The organism is Aeromonas sp. Lyrl_2 (assembly GCF_051948815.1).
Taxonomy (GTDB): domain Bacteria; phylum Pseudomonadota; class Gammaproteobacteria; order Enterobacterales; family Aeromonadaceae; genus Aeromonas; species Aeromonas veronii.
This window is the reverse complement of record NZ_JAYJLJ010000002.1, coordinates 51,983-74,690: the sequence shown is the minus strand read 5'-3', so window position 1 is coordinate 74,690 and position 22,708 is coordinate 51,983. Positions and strand designations below refer to the sequence as shown.

Genomic DNA, 22,708 nt, shown 5'->3' with positions numbered 1-22,708 from the left:
TGGGGCCATTTTAGCCCCAGACTATGCCGTGACTATGTATAAATGTGACAAAACGTAACAAGAGCGGGATAAGCTCACTCTGTTTCAGGTCGCGCCGTTTGTTTTCACGCCACATCGCATACACTAACGACAATTTCCTTCGCAACCCGACTAACTGCCTATGCCCAAAATGTCTGACCACCGCTTTCTCACACGCCTGACCTGGCTCCTGTTCGCCGTGGTCATCCTGCTGATTGGTCTGACCTTGCGGCAAAGCCTGAAACAGATAGAACGCCTCTACCAGAGCGATACCCTCAACAGCGCCATCTACCTGCGGGATCGTTTCAAACAGACCGAAGTATTTCTGGAGGCGATGCGCGGTCAGGCCGAAGAGCGACTGCGCAGCGACCCCCAGTCGGTGCTCACCCGCCAGCTCTATCGCCATATCGAAGCGCTGCCAGAGGGGCTGGCCCTCGACAAGCTCCCCGGGGATTTACCGGCCGGACTGGCGGGCAACCTCACCGGTGACGGCCCGCTGCCGCCCCCCGGCAGTGCGCGGGAGGCGCAACTTCATTTGGCCCTGAGCCTCTCCCCCTTGCTGGCCACCGCCAGTCAGCGCCTGGGCAGCGAGATCGCCTGGGCCTACTTCACCGGCGTGGACAACTTTATCTACCTCTATCCCTGGATCCCCTCCAGCCAGTTTCGTTTTGTCCGCAGCATCTATGACAAGCACTACTGGCAGGATGCGCTGATGTCACCCAACCCCAGCCGGGACACCATTCTCTCCCGCCCTTACGAAGATTTTGCCGGACTGGGCACCATGGTCACCATGTCCCAGCCTCTCTACAAGGACGGCTCGCTGGTGGGGATGATCAGCATGGACATCCTGCTCTCACGCTTGCAATCGCAGCTCAACCAGCTGGCGCCGGCGCTGGGTGAGTATCTGCTGCTCAATCAGTACCATCAGGTGCTGGCCAGCAGCGCGCGCCAGCCCGTGGTGCCGCAAGACCCCGAGCCGACCGACGAATACCAGTGGCGGCAAGGGGCATTGCAGCTGACCATGGCAATCCCCGATACCCCGTTGCGACTGGTGCACAACGTCACCCTGCTGCCGCTGGTGTGGGCCATGCTCTGCCAGTCCACGCCGACCCTGCTCGCTATTCTCTTTATGCTGCTGGCCGCCCTCTCCAACCTGAGATCCCACCGCCTCAACCAGCGGCTCAATTACCTCTCCTGCCACGATGCCCTCACCGGCGCCTTCAACCGCCACTATCTGGTGCTGCTGGAACAGGCGGGAGAGCTGTCCCGGTTGCAAGCGGGGATCCTGATGTTCGATGCGGATCACTTCAAACGGGTCAATGACAACTTCGGCCATGCCGTCGGCGATATCGTGCTGATCCGGCTGGTGCAGATCTGCCAGCAGCAGCTTAGGCCCACTGATCGCCTGATCCGCTGGGGGGTGAAGAGTTTCTGCTGCTGATTGGCCGCGCTGATGCAACGCAGCTCGGCGAGCTGGCGGAGCGGCTGAGAAAAGCGGTGGCGGATCACGACTGGGCCGCCATCGAGCCCGGGCTGGAGGTCACCATCAGCCTCGGCTATCTGCCCCACCAGGAGAACCTTCCCCTGCACGAGGCGGTGCGCCGCGCCGATGTGGCGCTCTATCAGGCCAAGGCCAATGGTCGCAACCGCAGCGAAAGATGGCAGGGTGACGCCTCCTGACTCTCGGAGTAAGCTGAGCCCTCAACCCCTTTTTGGAGGACTGTCGTGCCACGTAAACCCCGCGTAGGGCTCGCTCTCGGGAGCGGCGCCGCCAGAGGATGGGCCCATATCGGCGTCATCCGCGCCCTTGAACGTCTCGGCATCAAACCGGATTTGATCGCTGGCTGCTCCATCGGCAGCTTTGTCGGTGCCGCCTATGCCGCCGGAGAACTGGATCGGCTGGAAACCTGGGTGCGCGGCTTTACACGCCTGCAGGTGGTCAGCCTGCTCGACCCGGCCCTCTCCGGCGGTCTGTTTCGCGGCGAAAAGGTGTTTGGCCTTGCCGCCAGCCATCTGGGGGATCCCGATCTCGAGAGCCTGCCCATCCCCTTCGCCTGCATCGCCACCGAACTCGATACCGGCCGCGAGATCTGGCTGCAACAGGGCCCGCTGCGCCAGTCGGTGCGCGCCTCCTGCGGCATGCCGGGGATCCTCACCCCGACCCGGATCAACGACCGCTGGCTGGTCGATGGCGCCGTGGTCAATCCGGTGCCCATCTCGCTGGCCCGCGCCATGGGGGCCGAGGTGGTGATTGCGGTCAACCTCAACACCGATATGCACCAACCCTGGACCGACGAGCCGGATCAACCCGGCAGCGGCGGCCTGCTCAGCCAGTGGCTCAATCGCGGTGAATCCGCGCCAGCCACCCCGGGTCTGTGGAGCGTGATGAGTGGCTCCATCAACATCATGCAGGAGCGGATCACCCGCGCCCGGATGGCCGGTGACCCGCCGGAGATCCAGCTCTGCCCGCGCCTTGGCAGCTTCTCCATCATGGATTTTCATCGTGCCAGCGATGCCATCAACGAGGGGGAAGCCTGCGTCGAGCGCAACCTCGATCAGCTCAAGGATGAACTGGGCCGCCTCGGGTTGCTGGGCAGTTAGTTGTCTGCATGCTGCGGTTTACACATGAAAAAAGCGCCATTCGGCGCTTTTTTCAACTCACTTACCCGGTCACTCCTTACGGTAGAAGAGCAACCCGAGCAGAATCACCCCCACAGAGACCAACAGATAGAGTCCCAGACTGGGATTGGTGATACCGCCATACAGAATGATGAGCGCGCCCAGGGTGGCACAGGTCGGGATCACAAACCGCTTTATCCAGCCCAACTCGGTAAAGGTGCGCATGTACCATACATAGAGGAACAGATAGAGGCCATAAATCAGCACGATCGGCATCTCGTCCAGGGCGATGTAACGACCGAATGTCTCGTTGATGCTGCAGTACCACAGCACTGAGTAGATCACCGACAACAGCGCTGCCGCGAGGGCCGAGTTGATTGGCATGTGGTGATGCGGTTCGATACGGCTCATCCACTTGGGGGCTGGCCCCTGATTGCGGATCGCCAGCGAGTAGGGAATGCGCATGGTCGCCAATACCAAACCATTGAGAGTGCCGAGGCAGGAGATAATCACGAACACGGTCAAAATGGTCGAGGCAGTCCCGCCAAACAGGCTGGTTGTCGCGAGATTTACCGCGTTATCCCCTTGCGCCACTATCTCGTCCGTCGGCAAGACGCTGGCGATCCCCAGAAAATAGGTGACATAGACCACAAAGACTATCAGGGTGCCAATCACCAGCGCTCTGGGCAGATTCTTCTTGGAATCGCGAATTTCGCTGTTGATGGTCACGGCGGCGATCCACCCCTCATAAGCGAAGGCGGTGGCAACCACGGCCGTGGCCAGAGTGCCTCCGGTGCTTCCTATCCCATCCATTGCCTGCACAAAGTTGGTCACGGTGACACCATTGAGCAAGCCTGAAATGGTTCCCACAATGGCAACCAGGATCAGCGGGATCAACTTGATCAGGGTAGAGCCCACTTGCAGCTTGCCCGCCAGGACCGGGGTATAGAAGTTGATCAAATAGGTGACCGTCATATAGACAGCCGCCAGTATCCAGGTCGCACCAGAGTTGGTCGGATTATCACTACCAAGCAAGATCATGGTGTACAGAGCAGCGACCCAAGCAAGGATGGCGGAAAGAGGGGCGTAATAGAGTACGCCTTTGAACCACCCCACCAGATAACCAAACATTTTGCCGTATGCCGCTTCGGCATAATCGACGATACCGTTGGACTTTTCGATCCGCTGGGCAAACTCGGCAAACACCAGCGCGCCGAAGATCATCGAAAATGCCCCCAGCGCCCATGCCAGCAGCGCAATGGCCAGATTACCGCCAGTCAGACGCAGTACATCATCGGCCTTGAAGAAGACTCCGGAGCCGATCACCACGCCTACCACCATCGCAATGGCAGTCATCAGGCCATAGCGTTTATCCAACTCATTACTGCTCATACCCATACTCCATACCGATTGCTCATATCATCCTGAATGTAATAGTGTTCAGGTGGCCAGATACCACCAGGGGCCCACTTTTCGGGGCCGCTTATTCTCGTTGGCCTGCATGGATAATTCAAAGCGTGTTAGATCAAAATATCGATCGGCAACCCAAAAAAATACCGCCCGAAGGCGGCATTTCTATTCACATCGATGATCACGCCTTGGCGAGGTCATCCGGGCCAATCTGGCCGATTTCGGCGACTTTCTTGTCTGCCAGCAGCCAGAGGGTGAACTTGTGCAGATCCGGGTGGTGCGCCAGGGCAACCAGGAAGGCGCCCCCAACTTCACGGTAACCCAGCTCGTAGTTTTTCAGCGTGGTGGGAGGAACACCCAGCAAATCAGCAAACTTCGGACGGCTCAAACCGACCGCTTCACGGATCTGACGGATCTTCTTGCCAACAGTGACGATATTTGAATTCATAATGTTCCATACTCCGTTTGGCGGATTTACTCCGCCTTTTATTTTTCGCGACGACTCGTAGTCAAGTGTATCAGTTTTGTTCGGACTCGTTATGGTCGAGCCTCTATCTTATGAGCGCCTTTCGGCGACAACCCTTGCCTTCAAGGGGGGATGGTAATCGCTCAGCCGCCTCAGGTAAACAGTCTCGAAAAGAAACCTTTATTGTGGCCCCCCCAATAACTCGTATAATCCGCCGGATACCCATTAAGAGGAATAAGTATGGCGTTTCCCGGCATTATCTCTCGCCTGCACCCCGTATCCAGCACAGAAGAACTGGCACAACAGCGCCTGCAAGGTGAACAATATCGCGCCGAAGCATTCTGGCTTCCGGCCTTGATGTCCAGCCATGCCAGCGAACTGCTGGCCGCCCTGCCGGAGAGCTGCAGCCTGTTTCTTGAACAGGCATGCCCGGACCTGGCCTTGCGCAGCCACGACGGCACCCTGCATAACAATGAGCAGCTCATCACGGTAAATGGTCAGACAATTGCTCTGGCAACTACCCCGGGTGATGGTGGTCTGGTGCCCGAATCGGACATGTGCGAGATGGCCGACTGGCTGGAGGCGGGACACCGCCACTTCATCTGTTCAGCTGCAGTTCAGCCTGTGGCTCGCGCCATCCTCAACATCTGGCCCCTTGACCCCTATCTGGCCCGACATTTCTTGATGACATTTACCCCCCTGCTGCAGAGCGCTACCCAGGCTGACTACCTCGCGGTCTTTGCCGCCAGAGCGAATCCGGCCAACCCGCATAGCGACTGGGTTCAGGCTTATATGAAGCTGGAGAAGAAACTGCACAGGGCCTATCTGGATCACTAATTAATCTGGATAAACAGCCATTTAAGGTCACGACACAATTTGCCACAAGGCTCATTTGTGAGCTTGATCATGTTTTAAAATCGGCATAGAGTGCGCCTCGTCATCGGAATGACATCAGTTGCCTGGCAGTGGTTTCTCACGCATTGCGTGCCATGCCAGCGCACTCGACACACCAGGAGAGTGTGCAACCCGGTTCTGCCGGGTCATCTGCCAGACTCGACGCCAGCCGTACGGCGGAGCCTGCAGCTTACATAAATTACAAAGTGTGAAGCACGTGAATAACGTGCGATCTCAACGAGGATTTTTTTATGATGAAAATGGCTCCTTCCATGATCGCCATCGCCATGGCTGCTCTGGGTGCTACCGCTGCTCACGCCGCTGACGACATCTACTTCGGTGCCGGTGTCGGTGCTGCTCACTTCAATGGTCTGAACAAGATCGATGGCGGCGGTTACGCTGGTACTGAAGATGCAGCTGCAGCCAACGCCTTCGTTGGTTACAACTTCACCGAAAACTTCGGTACCGAATTCGGTTACCAGTATGCCGGTCGTGGCAACACCGAAGGTCTGCGTTACGAAAACCAGGGTGCCACCCTGTCCGGTATCGCTCGTATGCCGGTTGGCAACGACTTCTCCCTGTTCGCTGAAGGCGGCGCCTACTGGGCTCACACCGACGGTCTGGGCATCAGCGACACTAAAGTTTCCCCGCTGGCCGGTGCTGGTGTGACTTACAAAGTAAGTGACGCGCTGGATCTGCAAGCTCGCTACCGCTACATGTGGGACGTGGCTGACCTGAACGTTGACGGCACCCATTACAAGTCCAACCAGAGCGTTGCTACTCTGGAAGCGGTATACCACCCGTTCCGTACTTCCTACGTAGCTCCGGTAGCTGCTCCGGTAGTTGAAGAAGCGCCGGCTCCTGATCCGCAAGTTGTAGAGAAGAACTTCGCCCTGAACTCAGACGTGCTGTTTGCCTTCGGCAAAGACACCCTGAAGCCGGAAGGCGTTGCAGCCCTGAACGGCCTGTATCAGCAAATCGTTGAGTTCCAGCCGAAAGATGGCAACGCTGTTGTTGTTGGTTACACCGACCGTATCGGTTCCGACGCTTACAACCAGAAGCTGTCTGAAGCCCGTGCCCGTACCGTTGCCAACTTCCTGGTGAGCAAAGGTATGGCTGCCAGCAAAGTTGCCATCGAAGGTCGTGGCGAAGCCAACCCGGTTACCGGCACCAAGTGCAACGGCGTAACTGCTAAAGCTCAGCTGATCTCCTGCCTGGCTCCGGATCGTCGCGTAGAAGTTCGCGTATCTGGCGTACAAGAAGTTCAGCAATAATCTGACCTCGTTCAGATAGTGCGAAAAAAAGGGATGCTGCGGCATCCCTTTTTGTTTGTCTTGTCCCGTCCTGAATATGGTTTACACCTTTCGCCCCAATAAATGGAGAACCCGATGGGACAAGGTGTGAAACGGACACAGCGCGATTACTCGCTGGCTTTTAAATTGGCACTGGTCGAGCAGATTGAAAAAGGCGAGCTCACCTACAAACAGGCTCAGGTGCGTTATGGCATTCAGGGCCGCTCCACCGTTCTGGTATGGTTGCGTAAACATGGTCGGCAAGATTGGAGCCAGGGGGCTTTTGTACGCGCCGCCAGGAGCATCACCATGCCTGACCCCGACAACCAGACGCCCGAGCAGCGTATCAAGGAACTCGAGCAACAGCTGGCGCTGATGAGCCAGAAAGCCCAGTTCTTCGAGGCCGTCGTCGATGTACTGAAGAATGACTACGGCGTCTCCATCGTAAAAAAGCGACCCGGCAAGTCCTCTCGCAGCGGCAAGTCGAGAGGCTGACCATTGTCAGGGCTTGCCTGTTTCTGGGGATAAGCCGGCAGGCTTACTACAAGCACAATCGGGTCGCCGACGAGCGCCATGCACAAGGGCTACAGGTGGTGCGCTTCGTGCGTCAGATTCGACTGCGACAACCTCGGGTGGGCACTCGCAAGCTGCATTATCTGCTCCAGGGTCAGGATGATGGCGGGCTCAAGGTCGGGCGGGACAGGCTGTTTCAGATATTGGCCGAGCACCGCTTGCTGGTGCTGCCCAGGCGGGCGTATCACAAGACTACCCACAGTTTTCACCGTTTCTACCGTCATCCCAACTTGCTCAAGGCGGGGCCAGAGCAGGTCACACCGGTGGCCCCGGAGCAGGTCTGGGTTGCTGATATCACCTATCTGCCAGCCAGGAGCGGGCCGCTGTACCTGAGCCTGGTGACGGATGCGTACTCACGCAAGATAGTGGGCCATCACGTGCACGAAGGGATGCACGCCGAATCGGTGGCGATGGCGTTCAAGAAAGCACTGAAGCAACGACGTGGCGGCGGTGAACTCATCCATCACTCGGACCGCGGCGTGCAGTATTGCTCGGGGCTGTATCAGTCACTACATGAACGGTACGGGGTGAAATGCTCGATGACGGATGGGTATGATTGTTACCAGAATGCGTTGGCGGAGCGGGTGAACGGGATTTTGAAAGGAGAGTTATTGTTGCAAAGCCCGCAGGATTTGACGCAAGCGCGGGAGATGGTGCGTGAAGCTGTGGATATATACAACGCGGAGCGGCTGCATCATACGTTGAAATACAGAACCCCCGATGCGGTACATAGGGGGTTCTGAGTAGAGAAATGCTAGTTGAAAATGTGTAAACCTATTTCAGGACTAGACATCTAGTTCTAGCTTGCATCCCTCACTCCCGCCTCCCTGCCCTTGCCTGCCCCGTCTCGAAAGCATAAAGTAGTTGCGCCTGTAAGGTATTGGATAAGCACTAAAAAGCGCTTCTTGTCCGGTCTGTTGTCCATGACGCCACTGCATCATGAGAGTCCAAAGCCTTCGCTATCCACTTTGCTGGCGATTTTTCGCAGCAATAAAAACAAGTGCATTGCCCGACATGGGCTAACACAACAAGGATAAACCGATGAAACTCAAAATGGCTCCTACTCTGATTGCACTGGCGCTCGCCGCCGCAGGCACCACAGCTCAGGCTGCCGATGACTGGTACACCGGTGTTGGTGCAGGTTGGGCATATGCCCACGGTCTGGATGATTTTGGCAAAGACACTGACAAAGACGCAACTGCGCTGAGCCTGTTCGGCGGTTACAACTTCAACGACTACTACGCAGCTGAACTGGGCTACCTCTACGCCGGTAAAGCGGGCGTGGACGGTGCCGATTTCAAAACCCAGGGTGCAACCCTCTCCGGTATCGCCCGCCTGCCGCTGGGCGACATCTTCTCGGTGTTTGCTGAAGGTGGTGCCTACTTCAATCACGTCAACGGCAATGGCAACAGCGACAACGGCACTGCACCGCTGGCGGGTCTGGGTCTGACTGCCAAGCTCTCCGACCTTATCGATGTGCAGGCACGCTACCGCTATCTGTGGAATCTGGGTGACGAGCAGAAAACCTGGGAGAGCGACATGAGCGTCGCAACCCTGGAGCTGGTGATGCACCCGAATCGCACCTCTTATGTTGCCCCGGTTGCCGCCCCTGCGCCTGAGCCGGTTCCCGAGCCGGTACTGGTCGACAAGAACTTCGCCCTGAGCTCTGACGTGCTGTTTGCCTTTGGCAAATCCACCCTCAAGCCAGAAGGTGTCGCAGCGCTGAATACGCTGTATCAGCAGATCGTTGATGTTCAGCCGAAAGATGGCAGCGCCGTGGTCGTCGGTTACACCGACCGTATCGGTTCTGATGCCTACAACCTGAAACTCTCCGAAGCGCGTGCCCGTACCGTGGCCGACTTCCTGGTTGGCAAAGGTCTGCCGGCTGGCAAAGTTGCCATCGAAGGTCGCGGTGAAGCCAATCCGGTCACCGGCACCCAGTGCAACAGCGTCAAGGGCAAGGCTCAGCTGATCTCCTGCCTGGCGCCGGATCGCCGTGTAGAAGTACGCGTCACCGGCGTGCAGCATGTGACCCAGTAACCACGTCTGACAACACTAAGGGGATGAAGCTGCATCCCCTCAGGATGCAAAAAGGGATGCCGAGGCATCCCTTTTGCTTTGCGTCTTTTCGCAGAAATCAGAACGAGGTGCGGCGGTAGCGGCGATACTCCGGATGCCAGAAGTTGGCGTCGATGGCCTGATCGATCACCTCGTCCGGGGTCTGCACCGCCTTGCCCTGCAACATGGCGGTCTTGGCCACCATCTTGGCGATGTAGCGGGAGACCTGATGGATATCTGCCAGATCCGGCAGCAGAGATCCCTCCTCCCCTTTCACTAGCGGCGAGCACTCCGCCAGCGCACGGCTGGCCGACATCAGCATGGCGTCGGTCACCCGGGTGGCGCCGGAGGCGATGACGCCAAGGCCGATCCCCGGGAAGATGAAGGAGTTGTTGCACTGGGCGATGACGTAGCGCTTGCCCTTGTGCTCCACCGGTGCAAACGGACTGCCGGTGGCCACCAGCGCCTGACCGTCGGTCCAGCGGATAAGGTCTGCCGGCGTCGCCTCGACCCGTGAGGTAGGGTTGGAGAGCGGGAAGATGATGGGACGGGCACAGTGCTTGTGCATGGTCTTGACCACCTCTTCGGTGAACAGCCCCGGCTGACCGGAGACCCCGATCAGGATGTCCGGGCGACCATGCTCCATCACCTCCAGCAGGGAGATGTTGTCACCCACCGGCCAGTCGGCGATGCGCTCCACCGGTTGGGAGAGACGGCGCTGGAAGTCGAGCTGGTTGGGGATCTTGTCGGTGATAAGACCGAAGCGATCCACCATAAAGACCCGGCTGCGCGCCTGGGCATCGGTCAGCCCCTCGGCCTTCATCTGCGCCACGATCTGCTCGGCAATGCCGCAACCGGCGCTGCCCGCCCCGAGGAAGGCAACCCGCTTCTCGGAGAGCTTGGCGCCGGAGGCCTTGCAGGCGGCGATCAGGCTGCCCAGCGTCACCGCCGCGGTACCCTGAATATCGTCGTTGAAGCAGCAGAGCTCGTTCTTGTAGCGGTTGAGCAGTGGCATGGCGTTGTTCTGGGCGAAGTCCTCAAACTGCAGCAGGATATCGGGCCAGCGGCGCTTGACCGCCTGAATGAAGGCATCGACAAACTCGGCGTACTCATCCCCCGAGATACGCGGATTGCGCCATCCCATATAGAAGGGGTCATTCAGCAGTTGCTGGTTGTTGGTGCCGACATCCAGCACCACCGGCAGGCAGTAGGCGGGCGAGATGCCGCCACAGGCGGTGTAGAGGGAGAGCTTGCCGATGGGAATGCCCATGCCGCCGATACCCTGGTCACCCAGACCCAGGATCCGCTCGCCATCGGTCACCACGATCACCTTGACGTTCTGCTTGGTGGCGTTTTGCAGCATGTCATCGATCCTGTCCTTGTCCGGATAGGAGATAAACAGGCCACGGGCGCGGCGATAGATGTTGGAGAACTCCTCGCACGCCTTGCCGACCGTCGGGGTGTAGATGATGGGCAGCATCTCGGTCAGGTGGTTGTGCAGCAGACGGTAGAACAGTGTCTCGTTGGTATCCTGGATGTTGCGCAGATAGATGTGCTTGTCCATGTCGTTGCCAAACGCCATGAACTGGCGATAGGCGCGCTCGGCCTGCTCTTCGATGGTCTCGATATTCTGGGGCAACAGACCTTCGAGGTTGAAGTTGCTGCGCTCTTCGCTGGTGAAGGCGCTGCCCTTGTTGAGCAAGGGGGTCTCCAGCAGGGCGGGACCGGCGTAGGGAATGTAGAGAGGACGTTTCTGGTTATTATCTTCAAACATGGATCTTGGTACCTAAACGGTTAGCTAGACGCAGGGACCCGCCGATCCTAGGGGCTTGTCTCATTAATTTCAAAGAGTTTGCACATCCGTTGCAAAAGGTTTGCGACCCAGTCGACGAAAGGCGCCGGGGGTCTGACCAGTCAGACGACGAAAGCGGTTGGCAAAGTTGGCCCCATCGCTGTAACCGACCCGGGCCGCCAGCTCGCCAAGTGGCCAGTTGGTATAGAGCAGCAGCTGGCGCGCCTTGTTCATTCTGAGCTCGGTCACCCTCGCCATCGGCCCCATACCGAACGCTTGCTGACAGAGCCGGTGAAGATGGGGAACGGAGCAGGCCATCTGTCGGGCCAGCAGGGCGACACTCCAGGGTTCGTCCAGGCGCGCCTCCACCCGGCGAAACAGTGCCTGCAATCTGAGTTCAGGGGTGCCGCGCACCTCCCCTTGCAGGGTGCGCTCCAGCAGCGCCAGCAACAGGCTGAGCAGTTGAGGTTGCAGCGAAGAGCGAATCCCCTCCCCCTGCATCAGGCTGAGCAGATGGTAGAGCTGATCGCCGCCATCCCCTTGCCAGATACGGTGACCAAGGCGATGCAGGTGCTGCCAGCGCGGCACGTCATCGAGCAAAATCCAGCTGATCTGCCAGCTTTCGCCAATCAGCTTGAGCCCACCGGGCACGGCGGCCGGCAGGAAAATCAGCGATCCGGCCGGAATGGCTTGCTCACCCTCGTCGGTGAGCAGCGCGCCACCCTCATCGTGACTCACCATCAGGATGTGAAACTCGGGGCGATTGCGACGGATGAGGTAGTGATCTCGCACCCGGGAGAGGCCGGTCAGGAAGATCCCCGCCTCGCCGAGCAGGGGCAGCCCTTCACGTCCCAGCATCTGCTCTTCACAGGCTGGCGCTATCTCCAGACACTCGCTGGCAAATGGCATAACACCTCAAAAGGATAGTTTTACACAAGAAAACCGAGAGCTACTCACAGTGAGAAGAGCCTCGCCAGCACCTATCATACCCCTGACAAACCTTGCTTTTCTCATACCCGGTTAACAACTATGAATTATTGGCAAGCGATTTTAAAACAAACCACCGATCGCGAGTTCATGACCCGATTGTGGCGGCTGGCCCTGCCTGTCTCGCTACAGTCCATGATGTTCTCCCTGCTCGGCCTCATCGATATCATGATGGTGAGCCAGCTTGGCACCACGGCTGTGGCGGCGGTCGGCTTGGGTAACCGGGTCTTCTTCTTCAATCTGCTGGTGATAGCGGGCCTCGCGGGCGGGGTCTCGGTATTGGCAGCACAATACTTCGGGCGCGGGGAGATGGCCGGGGTGCGCCGCTCCCTGGCGCTGGCCATAGTGGGCGCCCTGCTGGTCACCCTGCCCTTTGCCTTCATCTATGTGTTATCACCGGGCAGCGTACTGGGTTTTGCCAGTCAGGATCCGGCACTGCGGGCACTGGCGGATCAATTCTTGATGATCACCGGCGCCACCATCCTCTGTACCGCCATCGTAGTGCCGCTGGAGTCAGCCCTGCGCTCGGTCGGCAATGCCGCCGCTCCGACCCGCATCGGCATTATCGCCATCATCGCCAACGTCATCCTCAACTACGCCCTCATCTTCGGTCACTTCGGCTTCGAGGCGATGGGGGTCGCCGGTTCGGCCTGGGGCACCACCATTTCCCGGCTGCTGCAGACAGCCCTGCTACTGCTCTACGTAAAGCGTTATGAAGCGCGCCTGATCCCGCGCGCACCAGACTGGCTGGCCGCCTTCAAGCGCAAGGAGGTGGTGCGCTTTACCCTGATCGCCCTGCCGCTGCTGTTCCATGACGGCCTCTGGGCCTTCGGCATGCTGATTTACGGCTTTCTATATGCCCATCTTGGCACCGATTCGCTGGCCATCATGACCACACTCGGCACCCTGGAGAGCATCCTGATCTCCCTCTTCTTCGGACTGGCGGTGGCCTGCTCCACCCTGCTCGGCCACCGGCTCGGGGCCGAGGAGTACGAGATTGCCTGGCAGCACTCCCAGCTGTTCCTGCTGCTGGCACCGATTGGCGCTCTGCTGGTGGGGATCATCGTCTGGCTGCTGCAAGCCAACCTGTTGCAGTGGGTCGGCAACCTGCCCCCCGAGCTGATGACAGAGGCTGGACAGGTGCTCGGCATCATGTGCCTCGGGATGCTGCTCAAGGTGTTCAACATGGTGGGGATCATCGGGGTGCTGCGCTCTGGCGGCGATGTGAACTACAGCATCTTCATCGATATTGTCGGCATGTGGTGCATCGGCATCCCGCTCGCCTGGGTGGCGGTCACGCTGCTCGGCTGGCCCCTCTCCTGGGTGGTGGCGGTGGTCTTGCTGGAGGAGCTCAGCAAGGTGTTGCTGGTGCAGCGCCGTATTCGCCAGCGCTGCTGGTTGAAGAATCTGGTGATCGGATAAACAGCCACAAATCGGGGTCATATCAATGACAGAAAAACCCTGTTTGCAGTATGCTGGGCACCTCTTCAATCAGAGACAGGGATCCACGGTTTCCCTGTCCAGTAGTCGTTTAAGGAGACGAGCATGCAACCACAGAAAGAGCTGATCACCGAGACGGCCCTGCTTGAGATGGCCAACAAGATCATCAAAGAGCATGAAGACTTCATCCACGGTATGCGCGCCGATTCGGTGGAGCAGAAGGGGGATATTCTGGTGTTCAAGGGGGAGTATTTCCTGGCCGAAGACGGCACCCCGACCGGCAAGACCATGGCGGTCTTCAACATGTTCAAGCTGCTGGCTCAGCAGCTCTCCGGCAAGTACAAGCTGGCCTGATCTCGCCAGCTCATTGCCAACAGGATGCCGCCCTCAGGCGGCATCTGTTTTTGCGCGGTTCTGCCCCTCGACCACCACGCAGTTGCGTCCCGCCATCTTGGCCTGATAGAGACACTCGTCGGCACGGTTGATCAGAATATCGATGGTGTCATCGGCACGAGCCATGGCAATCCCGATACTCACCGTCACCTCCAGCAATTCGTCCGAGGTGGGGCTCTTCACCAGCCGCGCCTCGACAGCAATGCGCAGCCGCTCGGCCATTTTGCTCGCCAGCGCCGGATCGGCGCAGTTGTGCATCAGGATGGCAAACTCTTCGCCGCCATAGCGCCCCAGCACCATGTCAGGCTCCAGCTGCTCCCCCAGGGTGGTCGCCACCTCCTTGAGCACCGCATCCCCCGCCAGATGGCCGTAGATATCGTTGATCCGCTTGAAGCGATCGAGATCCAGCAGCATCACCGCAAAGGGCTTCTTCTTGAGCTGCAGCCGGATTCTGGCCTGCTCCAGCTGCTTCATCAGCAGGCGGCGGTTCATCATGCCGGTCAGCTCATCAGTGGTCGATTCCCGATAGAGCCGCAGCAGCATGTTGAGTTGACCGCACTGCACCCAGCAACTGGCCATGGTAAACATGCCGAGCACCCACACCTGATTCAGGGTGGCCTGACTCCAGATGCTCTGGCCCACCAGCAGCCAGTGACCCAGCAGCATGGTCACCAGCACCACACCTGCCAGTTGCAAGCCGAGGGAGAGGGGGATGGGGAAGATGGCAAACAGGGTGATCAGCAGATAGGGAAAGGCCGCATAGCCCGCCTGCAACTCCTGTCCGGCGCCAAAGCTGTTCAGGCAGAAGAGGGAGAAGAGCATCATCACGGCCATCAGGTAGCCAAGGGCCAGCTTCATCCGCTCCCGCTTGAAGTGGATGAGATACGAGAGCGGAATAAGTGGCGAGAGCGCCAGAGTGCAGAAGATCCTGGCCTGGAACAGCTGCTCGAAATGAACGGCGGGCAAGGTCAACCAATCCACCACGGCCCAGGCGGGCAATCCGAGCATCAGCAAGCAGGTCAGCAGGCGCAAACGCACAGTCATAAAGCCCATGCGAGTACGAGTAAAGTCTTCGGAGTGAACCCTCGCACTCCAGAACTCTGACAACTTGAGCATCCAGAGTCTCCACGATGAATACTGAGGGCTCATTCTACACCTACAAAGTGGTAAAAATGTCATTAGCGGGGAGAATAAAAAGGAGAGGTTGATCACACAAACCGACAGATGATAATCGCAGCGCGCAAACGTTTCAACCCATCAAAAAATAAACCTTTTTTTGCATAATTAGCGCTGGTCAGCCTCATTTCAATCACTACAATAGCGCCCAATTTTCTCCCCCTCCCCACACAATTCGAGGTACTTATGGAACAGGCTGCTGTCACACGCGCCAATCGAGAGGCACATCCACCCAGGCGAGCCCATAGCGAACTGGTCTATGGCATAGAGGATGTCCCGCCTCTGCCCCAGACGCTGTTCGCCGCCCTGCAGCATATGCTCGCCATGTTTGTCGCCATCATTACCCCGCCCCTGATTATCGCCAATGCCCTCGGCCTCCCTGCCGCCGACACCCGTTATATCGTCTCCATGTCGCTGGTCATGTCCGGCATCGCCTCCTTCATTCAAACCCGCCGCTTCGGCCCCATCGGTTCCGGCCTGCTCTCGGTACAGGGCACCAGCTTCAACTTCCTCGGCCCCATCATCGCCTCCGGTCTCGCCCTCAAGCAGGCCGCCATGCCCACCGAGGATCTGTTGGGCACATTGTTCGGCACCATGATGGTTGCCGCACTCACTATCGTGGTGATGAGCCGCTTCCTCCATCTGGTGAAACGGATCATCACCCCGCTGGTCACCGGCATAGTGGTGCTGCTGATCGGTCTGACCCTGATCAAAGTGGGCCTGATCAGCATGGGCGGCGGTTATGCAGCCCTCTCTGATGGCAGCTTCGCCAGTCACACCAACCTCTTCCTCTCCCTGCTGGTGCTCGGCCTTATCGTGTTGCTGCAACGCAGTCGCAACCCTTGGTTGCGCCTCTCCGCCATCATGATCGCCATGCTGGCGGGCTATGCCGTGGCGCTGTTGCTGGGCAAAGTGAGCGCCCCCACCTTCGATGGCCCGCTGGTGATGGTGCCCATTCCGCTCCACTACGGTCTCGGCTTTGACTGGCAGCTGTTCGTGCCGCTCGCCATCATCTTCGTGGTGACGGCGCTCGAAGCGATCGGCGACATGACCGCCACCTCGGATATCTCCGGCGAGCCACTGGAAGGGCCTGTCTATATGGAGCGGATCAAAGGCGGCGTGCTGGCCGATGGTGCCAACTCCATGCTGGCGGCGGTGTTCTCCACCTTCCCCATGTCCACCTTCGCCCAGAATAACGGCGTCATTCAGCTGACCGGCGTCGCCAGCCGTCACGTCGGGCTCTTTATCGCCGCCATGCTGGCGCTGCTCGGCCTGTTTCCGGCGGTCGCCAGTCTGGTGCAGCAGATCCCCGAGCCCGTGCTGGGGGGCGCCACTATCGTGATGTTCGGCACCATCGCCGCCGCTGGCGTGCGCATCATTGCCCGCGAGGAGCTGGATCGCCGCGCCCTGATGATCCTGGCAGTGTCGCTGGCCATGGGGCTGGGGGTCGCACAGGTGCCGGAAGTGCTGCAACACCTGCCGGAGCTGGCCAAGAGTGTGCTCTCCTACGGCGTCGCCACCGGTGGCATCACCGCCATCGTGCTCAACCTGCTGCTGCCCAAGCGCGAAGCGCGCCACTCCTGAGACATCGTCCACCGATAGCCAACCCAAGCCCCGCACTGCGGGGCTTTACCTTGCCAGTCGCCACGGGTAGTGTGCTGGGCAGCCTTTTTTGAGGATGCCGCCATGCCCTATCGCCTGCTCTCCCCCCTATCCAATACCGCTTCACCCGTACAGATACTGGCGCAAGAGCAGTGCTGGCTGCGCGACTGTGCCCATGACGGCCAGCCCCTCGCTCACCTCTGGCAGGCGCCCCAATGCCTGATTGTCACTCGCAAGGATACCCGCCCCCCCCGTTACGAAGCCGCCTGCCAGCAACTTGCAGCTGAAGGCTGGCCGGTACATGTGCGCGACAGTGGCGGCACCGCCGTGCCCCACGGGGCGGGGATCCTCAACCTATCCCTGCTGCTGCCCCGTACCACCACAGATCTCGCCCACTACTACCGGCTGCTGGGGGCGCCACTGCTGACCCTGCTGGCGGAGTACGGCCTTGAGGGAAGCTATGACTTCGTACCCGGCTCCTTTTGCGATGGTCAGTACAATCTGGTGATCGGGGGACGCAAGATCACCGGTACCGCCCAGCGCTGGCTGGCGCCGGGGCAGGATCACCAAGGCGCCGTGCTGGCGCAAGCTATGCTGCTGGTGGCGGGTGATGTGGATGAGGGAACCAGAATGGCGAGCCGCTTCTACGAGCTGGCGGGCGGCGAGCTGCGTTTTATGGCGGGAACCTCCACCACGCTGGCAAGCTGCATCGATTGGCGCGGTAGCGATCAGGCACTGGTAGAGAAAGTGCGAGCACGTCTGGATAGCCTGCTGAGCGAGGGGCTATCCCCCTCATCCTGACCTTATCCCGAAGGGAGAGGGAAAGTAACCATCCATAGACACGGCGCACAAAAAAGCCACGACCGGAGTCGTGGCTTGTTCTTTTCAAGGGGAGCGTGAAACGGGCCGAGGCGTTCAGGCCGTCTGCGGCTCCGGCTCGGCTTCGCTATCCAGATCCCGGCTAAAGTAGGCGCGGGTCTCGGCGATCACCACATGGCGCAGGCCAATCAGGCCGATGAGGTTGGGCACCGCCATCAGGCCGTTAACGATATCGGCCAGCAGCCAAATCATGTCCAGATGGAGGAAAGCACCGCTCGCAACCAGCGCCAGATAGACCAGACGATAGGGCTTGATCGCCTTCACCCCGAACAGGTATTCGGTGCAGCGCTCGCCGTAGTAGTTCCAGCCAAGGATGGTGGTAAAGGCGAAGAACAGCAGGCCAATGCTCACCAGATACTGGCCGACATGAGCATCGAGCCCCTGGGCAAAAGCCAGACTGGTCATGGCCGCGCCGCTTGCATCGCCGCTCCACACGCCGGTCACCACCAGGGTCAGGCCGGTCATGGTGCAGATGATGATGGTGTCGATGAAGGTACCTGTCATGGAGACCAGCCCCTGCTCCACACACGAATCGGTCTTGGCCGCCGCCGCCGCGATGGGTGCAGAGCCCAACCCTGACTCGTTGGAGAAGACCCCGCGCGCCACCCCGGACTGAATGGCCAGCATGATGCTGGCGCCGACGAAGCCGCCGGTCGCCGCATGGCCGGTGAAGGCACTCTCGATAACCAGCATGACGGCATCGGGCAGGGCGCTGGCGTTGTTCACCAGCACACCCAGACAGGCGACGATGTAGAAGATGGCCATGAAGGGCACCACCTTGCTCGACACGCTGGAGATGGATTTGATCCCTCCTAGGGTCACCAGCGCCACGATCAGGGTCAGCACCACGGCGGTCGCTTCACGGGGCACCGAGAAGGAGAGGCTCATGGCGTCGGAGATGGCATTGACCTGCGGGAAGGTACCGATCCCGAAGAAGGCGACGCCGATGCCAAACAAGGCAAACAGCTTGGCCAGCGGCTTGGAGCCAAGCCCCTTCTCCAGATAGTACATGGGGCCACCCGCCATCTGGCCGTTGGCATCCTGCTCGCGATACTTCACAGCCAGCAGACACTCGGCGTACTTGGTGGCCATGCCGAACAGCGCCGCCATCCACATCCAGAACAGGGCACCGGGGCCGCCGAGCTTGATGGCGGTAGCCACCCCGACGATGTTGCCGGTACCAATGGTGGCAGAGAGGGCGGTACAGAGGGCGCCGAAGCTGGAGACATCCCCCTGCTTGCCCTGCCCCTGATCGCGGCCAAAGACCAGCAGCAGAGCGAGCGGCAAGCGCACCACCTGAAGCAGACCCAGACGCAGGGTGAGATAGATACCGGTCCCGACCAGCAGGATCAGCAGGGGTGGACCCCAGATAAAACTATCGATGGCGGTTAACGCCGATTGAATTGATGACATGCATCCTCCTTAAGAAACAGAAATTAAGGAGGAGAAGGATGATCTTCCCATTGGTGTCGCGATCGGCCAGAGGCGATCGGATGCGGGCCAAGCCCAGGTACAACCATCCCATCCCCTCTGTCCTTTTGCCTGAGAGTTTCCGGCGCCAACCTGCCCTTGCGGGTAGTCATGGTGCCTTGCTCCTTCGGCGCCCGATTTAACGGGTCTCTCCAGAGTATCGTCCAGTAGCAGTCCACACCGGTTTCCCGGTACCTGAAAGATTCACTTCTTCGGTGGATGGTTGCCCATCGCTCTCCTGCTACCTTCATCCGAACTAGTTTGGATTAGGAAGTCGGCATGTTAATCCAAAAAATGTGAGCTGTCTCGCACTTGGCCGCCCCCATTTATATTTTTTTAGTGACCGCCAGAACCGCGGCAAGAATGTTAAATGTTAGTTAACTATCAACAAGTTAGGCTCTCACGAATCAAATGTGGCCCAAACGGGAAAAATGGCGGATAGAGAACAGTGATCCCTCTCGTTTCGCCAAGAAAATCTTGCCGACATATCCAATCAAAATGCTTGCACACAGAATCAATAAGCCGATAATCCGCTGCATAACCAAGCACTTTGCCATCAATTTATGCACTGTGTTCGGTTGGTCCCACCGGACCGCTCGCCTGACCCGGCCGTCGCCGGTTCAATCGCATATGGCTTGGGCATATCACGCCCCCTAAGGACTTTCAAAAGAGAATGAACGACGCCCTGGTTGCAAAAGATGTGGTCGCACAAGATTACCGTCAGCTGGTTGAACAATTCGGCTCCCCCCTGCTGCTGCTCGACAAGGCAGCCGTCCGCAAACAGTATCGGGCCCTGGCCGCCGCCCTGCCCGATGTACGATTGCACTATGCACTCAAACCCCTGCCCCATGAAGCGGTGGTCTCTGTCTTGAAGGAAGAGGGGGCCTGTTTCGATCTGGCCACCAACGGCGAAGTGGATCTGGTGCGCAGTCAGGGGGTTCGCCCGGGACGTTGCATTCATACCCATCCCATCAAGCGCGACAGCGATATCCGTTATGCGCTGGAGTTTGGCTGCACCGTGTTTGTCTATGACAACCCGCTGGAGCTGGAGAAGTTCATTCCCTACAAGGACGAAGTGAAACTGTTGCTGCGGGTCAGCTTCCCCAACCCCGAGACCAAGGTCGACCTCTCCAAGAAGTTCGGCTGCACTCCGGAGCAGGCGCTGCCGCTGCTGCAACTGGCCCACGCCAAGGGGATCAAGGTGATGGGGCTGTCGTTCCACGTCGGCTCGCAAGTGCCTCATGCCCGTCGCCATGTGCAGGCCATCGACGCCTGCCGCGAGATCATGGAGCAGGCCTGGGCGCTCGGGCTCAAGCCCTGGGTGCTGGATATCGGCGGCGGTTTCCCGGTCGATTATGAGGGGGGCGAGTTCGATATCGACGGCTTCTGCGCGCCGATCCGCGAAGCGCTGGCCAAGTTGCCCGCTACCGTGCAGAAAATTGCCGAACCGGGCCGCTTTATCAGCGCACCGGCCATGACTTCGGTATCCAGCGTAATGGGCAAGGCCCACCGCGGCGACAAGATCTGGTACTACCTGGATGACGGTCTCTACGGCAGCTACAACGGCCAGCTCTATGACCACGTTACCTATCCGGTGAGCACGCCTTATGCCAGCGGCGAGCAGCACAACTCGGTGCTCTCCGGCCCGACCTGCGACAGCGTGGATGTGATCCGCGATGGCATCATGCTGCCGGATCTGGCTATCGGCGAACTGGTGATTGGCAAGGTAATGGGCGCCTACACCTGGGCCTCCGCCTCCACCTTCAACTTTTTCCCCAAGGCCAGCATCCTCATTCTGGACAGCAGCCAGAAGGGGCAAAAGCTGGTGGCAGTAGCCTGAGCACACCGCTCGCTCGCCAACAGGTTCACTGGGCAAAAACAAGAGGGGGAAGCTTGAGCTTCCCCCTCTCTCATTTCACCAACCCCTATCAGATAAACTGACTGGTCAGCAGCCAGCCGGTGTAGGCAACGAAGCAGGTGAGCAGCACGCCCCCCTCCAGCCGGTTGATGCGGCCCTGCCCCTTGCGGCCCAGACACATCACCAGCAGCAGCAGGGTCAGCCCCATCATGATGCTCCAGTCACGGGTGAGCACTTCCGGCGCCACATCGAGCGGGTGGATGCCCGCCGCGATCCCCACCACCGCCAGGGTGTTGAACAGGTTGGAGCCGAGCACGTTGCCAAGGGCCAGATCATGCTCGTTCTTGCGAATGGCGATGAGGGACGAGGCCAGCTCCGGCAGGGAGGTTCCTACCGCAACTATGGTGAGACCAATCACCAGATCGCTGATACCGAGTGCCTGAGCGATGGTCACCGCCCCCCAGACCAACAGGCGGGAAGCGCCGATCAGCAGCACCAGCCCTACCACCAGCCAGAAGATGGCGCTCTTGAGGGACATCCCCTCGCTCTCGATATCCTCGGCGGTCTCGGTATCCAGCGCATCTCCCTTGCCATTCATGCCAGCCCAGATGGACCAGCCCATCAGGGCAACGAAGACAGCCCCCAGAATGACCGCATCCATCCGGCCCAGATGACCATCGATCAGCAGGGCGCCGGAGAGCAGGGTAATACCGAGCAGAATGGGGATCTCCTTGCGCACAACCTGAGAGGCCACCGCGATAGGGCTGATCAGTGCCGTCAGACCCAGGATCAGCGCGATATTGGTGATGTTGGAGCCATAGGCATTACCAAGCGCCAACCCGGGATTGCCCTGGGACGCCGCCAGCGCCGAGACCACCATCTCCGGGGCCGAGGTACCAAAACCGATGATCACCATGCCGATCAGCAGCGGCGGCATCCCCGCATAACGGGCAGTGGCGGCGGCACCGTCGACAAACTTGTCTGCACTCCAGACCAGCAGCGCCAGTCCGGCAATCAGGGCAACAAAAGCCAGGGTCATAGGATCTTCATCTCTTGTTATCAGCAACGAAGCGCCAGCCCAAACGGGCAGGCACCATGGGAAAGTGGCGCCAGTGTAGCTGTGCCACCTCCCATTTCAAGGGGAAATCAAACCGTGATTAACATTTCACAGTGCAGCCAGCAGGCTCGCGGCATCGGAGACCTCAAACTTGCCCGGCGCCTCCACAAACAGCTGCTCGACCACACCATCGTTGGCGATCAACGCAAAGCGCTGGGCACGGATGCCGCCAAAGGCGCCGGTATCCTTGGCCAGATCCAGCGCCCGGGTCCAGCTGCCATCGCCATCCGCCAGCATGGTGATCGCCTCGGCATTCTGGGCCGTCTGCCAGGCCCGCATCACGAAAGCATCGTTGACCGACAGACAACAGATGGCATCCACCCCTTTGGCCATAAACTGATCGGCCAGCACCACATAACCGGGCAGATGAGCATTGGAGCAGGTGGGAGTAAAGGCGCCGGGTACCGCAAACAGCACCACTTTTTTACCGGCGAACAGCGTCTGGCTATCCCGCAGCTGCTTGCCCTCGGCGGTGATAAAGGTAAATTCGCCCGCAGGCAGGGGGTGTCCTACAGCAATCATGATTTCTCGTCCTGAGTCGTGATGGGAAGTCGCCAGTTTATCCCAGAGTGACGATGCCGCCTAACAGCGGCTCTGAGCCTGACCATGGATAGCGGCAGGCATTTTCCCCTTGGGCAGACTACTCTTGAGCTGGTTTCACGGC

At 59.3% G+C, this 22,708-nt stretch carries 18 protein-coding genes, 1 pseudogene and 2 riboswitches; of the genes and pseudogenes, 11 read left to right on the top strand and 8 right to left on the bottom strand.

What is annotated here, in order from left to right:
* The first annotated feature begins 160 nt into the window (after positions 1-160).
* Both VF684_RS02090 and VF684_RS02085 read left to right on the top strand, forming a co-directional pair.
* Positions 161-1,698 (top strand): annotated as a pseudogene (locus VF684_RS02090) (sensor domain-containing diguanylate cyclase).
* Positions 1,699-1,743: 45 nt separating this feature from the next.
* Entirely contained in the window at positions 1,744-2,619 is an 876-nt protein-coding gene (locus VF684_RS02085) for a patatin-like phospholipase family protein (protein ID WP_100654262.1), read from the top strand.
* A 69-nt stretch (positions 2,620-2,688) separates the two neighbouring features.
* Here the strand turns inward: VF684_RS02085 and VF684_RS02080 are convergent, their stop codons facing one another.
* Together VF684_RS02080 and VF684_RS02075 are read right to left on the bottom strand one after the other, a co-directional pair.
* On the bottom strand, positions 2,689-4,029 hold the full coding sequence (locus VF684_RS02080; RefSeq protein ID WP_005338365.1) for an APC family permease: 1,341 nt from the start codon (positions 4,027-4,029) through the stop codon (positions 2,689-2,691).
* A gap of 199 nt (positions 4,030-4,228) precedes the next feature.
* Positions 4,229-4,495: a helix-turn-helix domain-containing protein gene (locus tag VF684_RS02075; RefSeq protein WP_005338367.1), complete on the bottom strand. Its 267-nt coding sequence runs from the start codon at positions 4,493-4,495 to the stop codon at positions 4,229-4,231.
* Positions 4,496-4,753: 258 nt separating this feature from the next.
* Between VF684_RS02075 and VF684_RS02070 the strand changes: the two genes are divergently transcribed.
* The 4 genes from VF684_RS02070 (at position 4,754) to ompA (ending at position 9,312) form a co-directional block, all read left to right on the top strand.
* Entirely contained in the window at positions 4,754-5,350 is a 597-nt protein-coding gene (locus tag VF684_RS02070; RefSeq protein ID WP_107684257.1) for a hypothetical protein, read from the top strand.
* Between the two features lie 308 nt (positions 5,351-5,658).
* Positions 5,659-6,681 carry an OmpA family protein gene (locus VF684_RS02065; protein WP_440173550.1) on the top strand — a complete coding sequence of 341 codons (1,023 nt, stop codon included), beginning with the start codon at positions 5,659-5,661 and terminating at the stop codon, positions 6,679-6,681.
* 114 nt (positions 6,682-6,795) lie between these two features.
* Positions 6,796-8,015 (top strand): IS3 family transposase gene (locus VF684_RS02060; RefSeq protein WP_139441780.1). Its coding sequence is split into 2 segments (ribosomal slippage): positions 6,796-7,144 and positions 7,144-8,015, totalling 1,221 coding nucleotides; the frame shifts between segments, so codons are not numbered across the junction.
* A 298-nt stretch (positions 8,016-8,313) separates the two neighbouring features.
* Entirely contained in the window at positions 8,314-9,312 is a 999-nt protein-coding gene (gene ompA / locus VF684_RS02055) for a porin OmpA (protein WP_376898794.1), read from the top strand.
* A 97-nt stretch (positions 9,313-9,409) separates the two neighbouring features.
* Here the strand turns inward: ompA and VF684_RS02050 are convergent, their stop codons facing one another.
* Together VF684_RS02050 and VF684_RS02045 are read right to left on the bottom strand one after the other, a co-directional pair.
* On the bottom strand, positions 9,410-11,104 hold the full coding sequence (locus VF684_RS02050) for an NAD-dependent malic enzyme (protein WP_005338379.1): 1,695 nt from the start codon (positions 11,102-11,104) through the stop codon (positions 9,410-9,412).
* A gap of 69 nt (positions 11,105-11,173) precedes the next feature.
* Positions 11,174-12,031: a helix-turn-helix transcriptional regulator gene (locus VF684_RS02045; protein WP_162516069.1), complete on the bottom strand. Its 858-nt coding sequence runs from the start codon at positions 12,029-12,031 to the stop codon at positions 11,174-11,176.
* Between the two features lie 120 nt (positions 12,032-12,151).
* On the opposite strand from VF684_RS02045, the gene VF684_RS02040 reads away from it, so the two are divergent.
* Both VF684_RS02040 and VF684_RS02035 read left to right on the top strand, forming a co-directional pair.
* Positions 12,152-13,531: an MATE family efflux transporter gene (locus VF684_RS02040; protein ID WP_047435970.1), complete on the top strand. Its 1,380-nt coding sequence runs from the start codon at positions 12,152-12,154 to the stop codon at positions 13,529-13,531.
* Positions 13,532-13,654: 123 nt separating this feature from the next.
* Complete coding sequence (locus tag VF684_RS02035; RefSeq protein WP_005338382.1) at positions 13,655-13,903, top strand: YciN family protein; 249 nt, start codon at positions 13,655-13,657, stop codon at positions 13,901-13,903.
* Between the two features lie 33 nt (positions 13,904-13,936).
* On the opposite strand, the gene VF684_RS02030 is transcribed toward VF684_RS02035, so the two are convergent.
* On the bottom strand, positions 13,937-15,058 hold the full coding sequence (locus tag VF684_RS02030) for a GGDEF domain-containing protein (protein WP_005338383.1): 1,122 nt from the start codon (positions 15,056-15,058) through the stop codon (positions 13,937-13,939).
* Positions 15,059-15,304: 246 nt separating this feature from the next.
* Between VF684_RS02030 and VF684_RS02025 the strand changes: the two genes are divergently transcribed.
* Positions 15,305-16,702, top strand: a complete 1,398-nt coding sequence (locus VF684_RS02025) for a nucleobase:cation symporter-2 family protein (protein WP_040066712.1) — start codon at positions 15,305-15,307, stop codon at positions 16,700-16,702.
* A gap of 102 nt (positions 16,703-16,804) precedes the next feature.
* A complete protein-coding gene (locus VF684_RS02020) occupies positions 16,805-17,521 on the top strand; it encodes a lipoyl protein ligase domain-containing protein (protein WP_376898800.1) in 717 nt (238 codons plus the stop codon).
* Between the two features lie 114 nt (positions 17,522-17,635).
* Here VF684_RS02020 and VF684_RS02015 read toward each other — a convergent pair whose 3' ends face one another.
* Entirely contained in the window at positions 17,636-19,012 is a 1,377-nt protein-coding gene (locus VF684_RS02015) for an alanine/glycine:cation symporter family protein (protein ID WP_201914135.1), read from the bottom strand.
* Positions 19,013-19,119: 107 nt separating this feature from the next.
* Positions 19,120-19,235: riboswitch (glycine riboswitch) on the bottom strand.
* Positions 19,236-19,246: 11 nt separating this feature from the next.
* A riboswitch (glycine riboswitch) is annotated at positions 19,247-19,320 on the bottom strand.
* Between the two features lie 422 nt (positions 19,321-19,742).
* Here VF684_RS02015 and VF684_RS02010 point away from each other — a divergent pair.
* Positions 19,743-20,909, top strand: coding sequence for a type III PLP-dependent enzyme (locus VF684_RS02010; RefSeq protein ID WP_127008138.1), 1,167 nt, complete (start codon positions 19,743-19,745; stop codon positions 20,907-20,909).
* 88 nt (positions 20,910-20,997) lie between these two features.
* On the opposite strand, the gene VF684_RS02005 is transcribed toward VF684_RS02010, so the two are convergent.
* Complete coding sequence (locus tag VF684_RS02005) at positions 20,998-21,966, bottom strand: calcium/sodium antiporter (protein WP_005343920.1); 969 nt, start codon at positions 21,964-21,966, stop codon at positions 20,998-21,000.
* Between the two features lie 126 nt (positions 21,967-22,092).
* Entirely contained in the window at positions 22,093-22,566 is a 474-nt protein-coding gene (locus VF684_RS02000; protein ID WP_005358893.1) for a peroxiredoxin, read from the bottom strand.
* Positions 22,567-22,708: the final 142 nt, after the last annotated feature.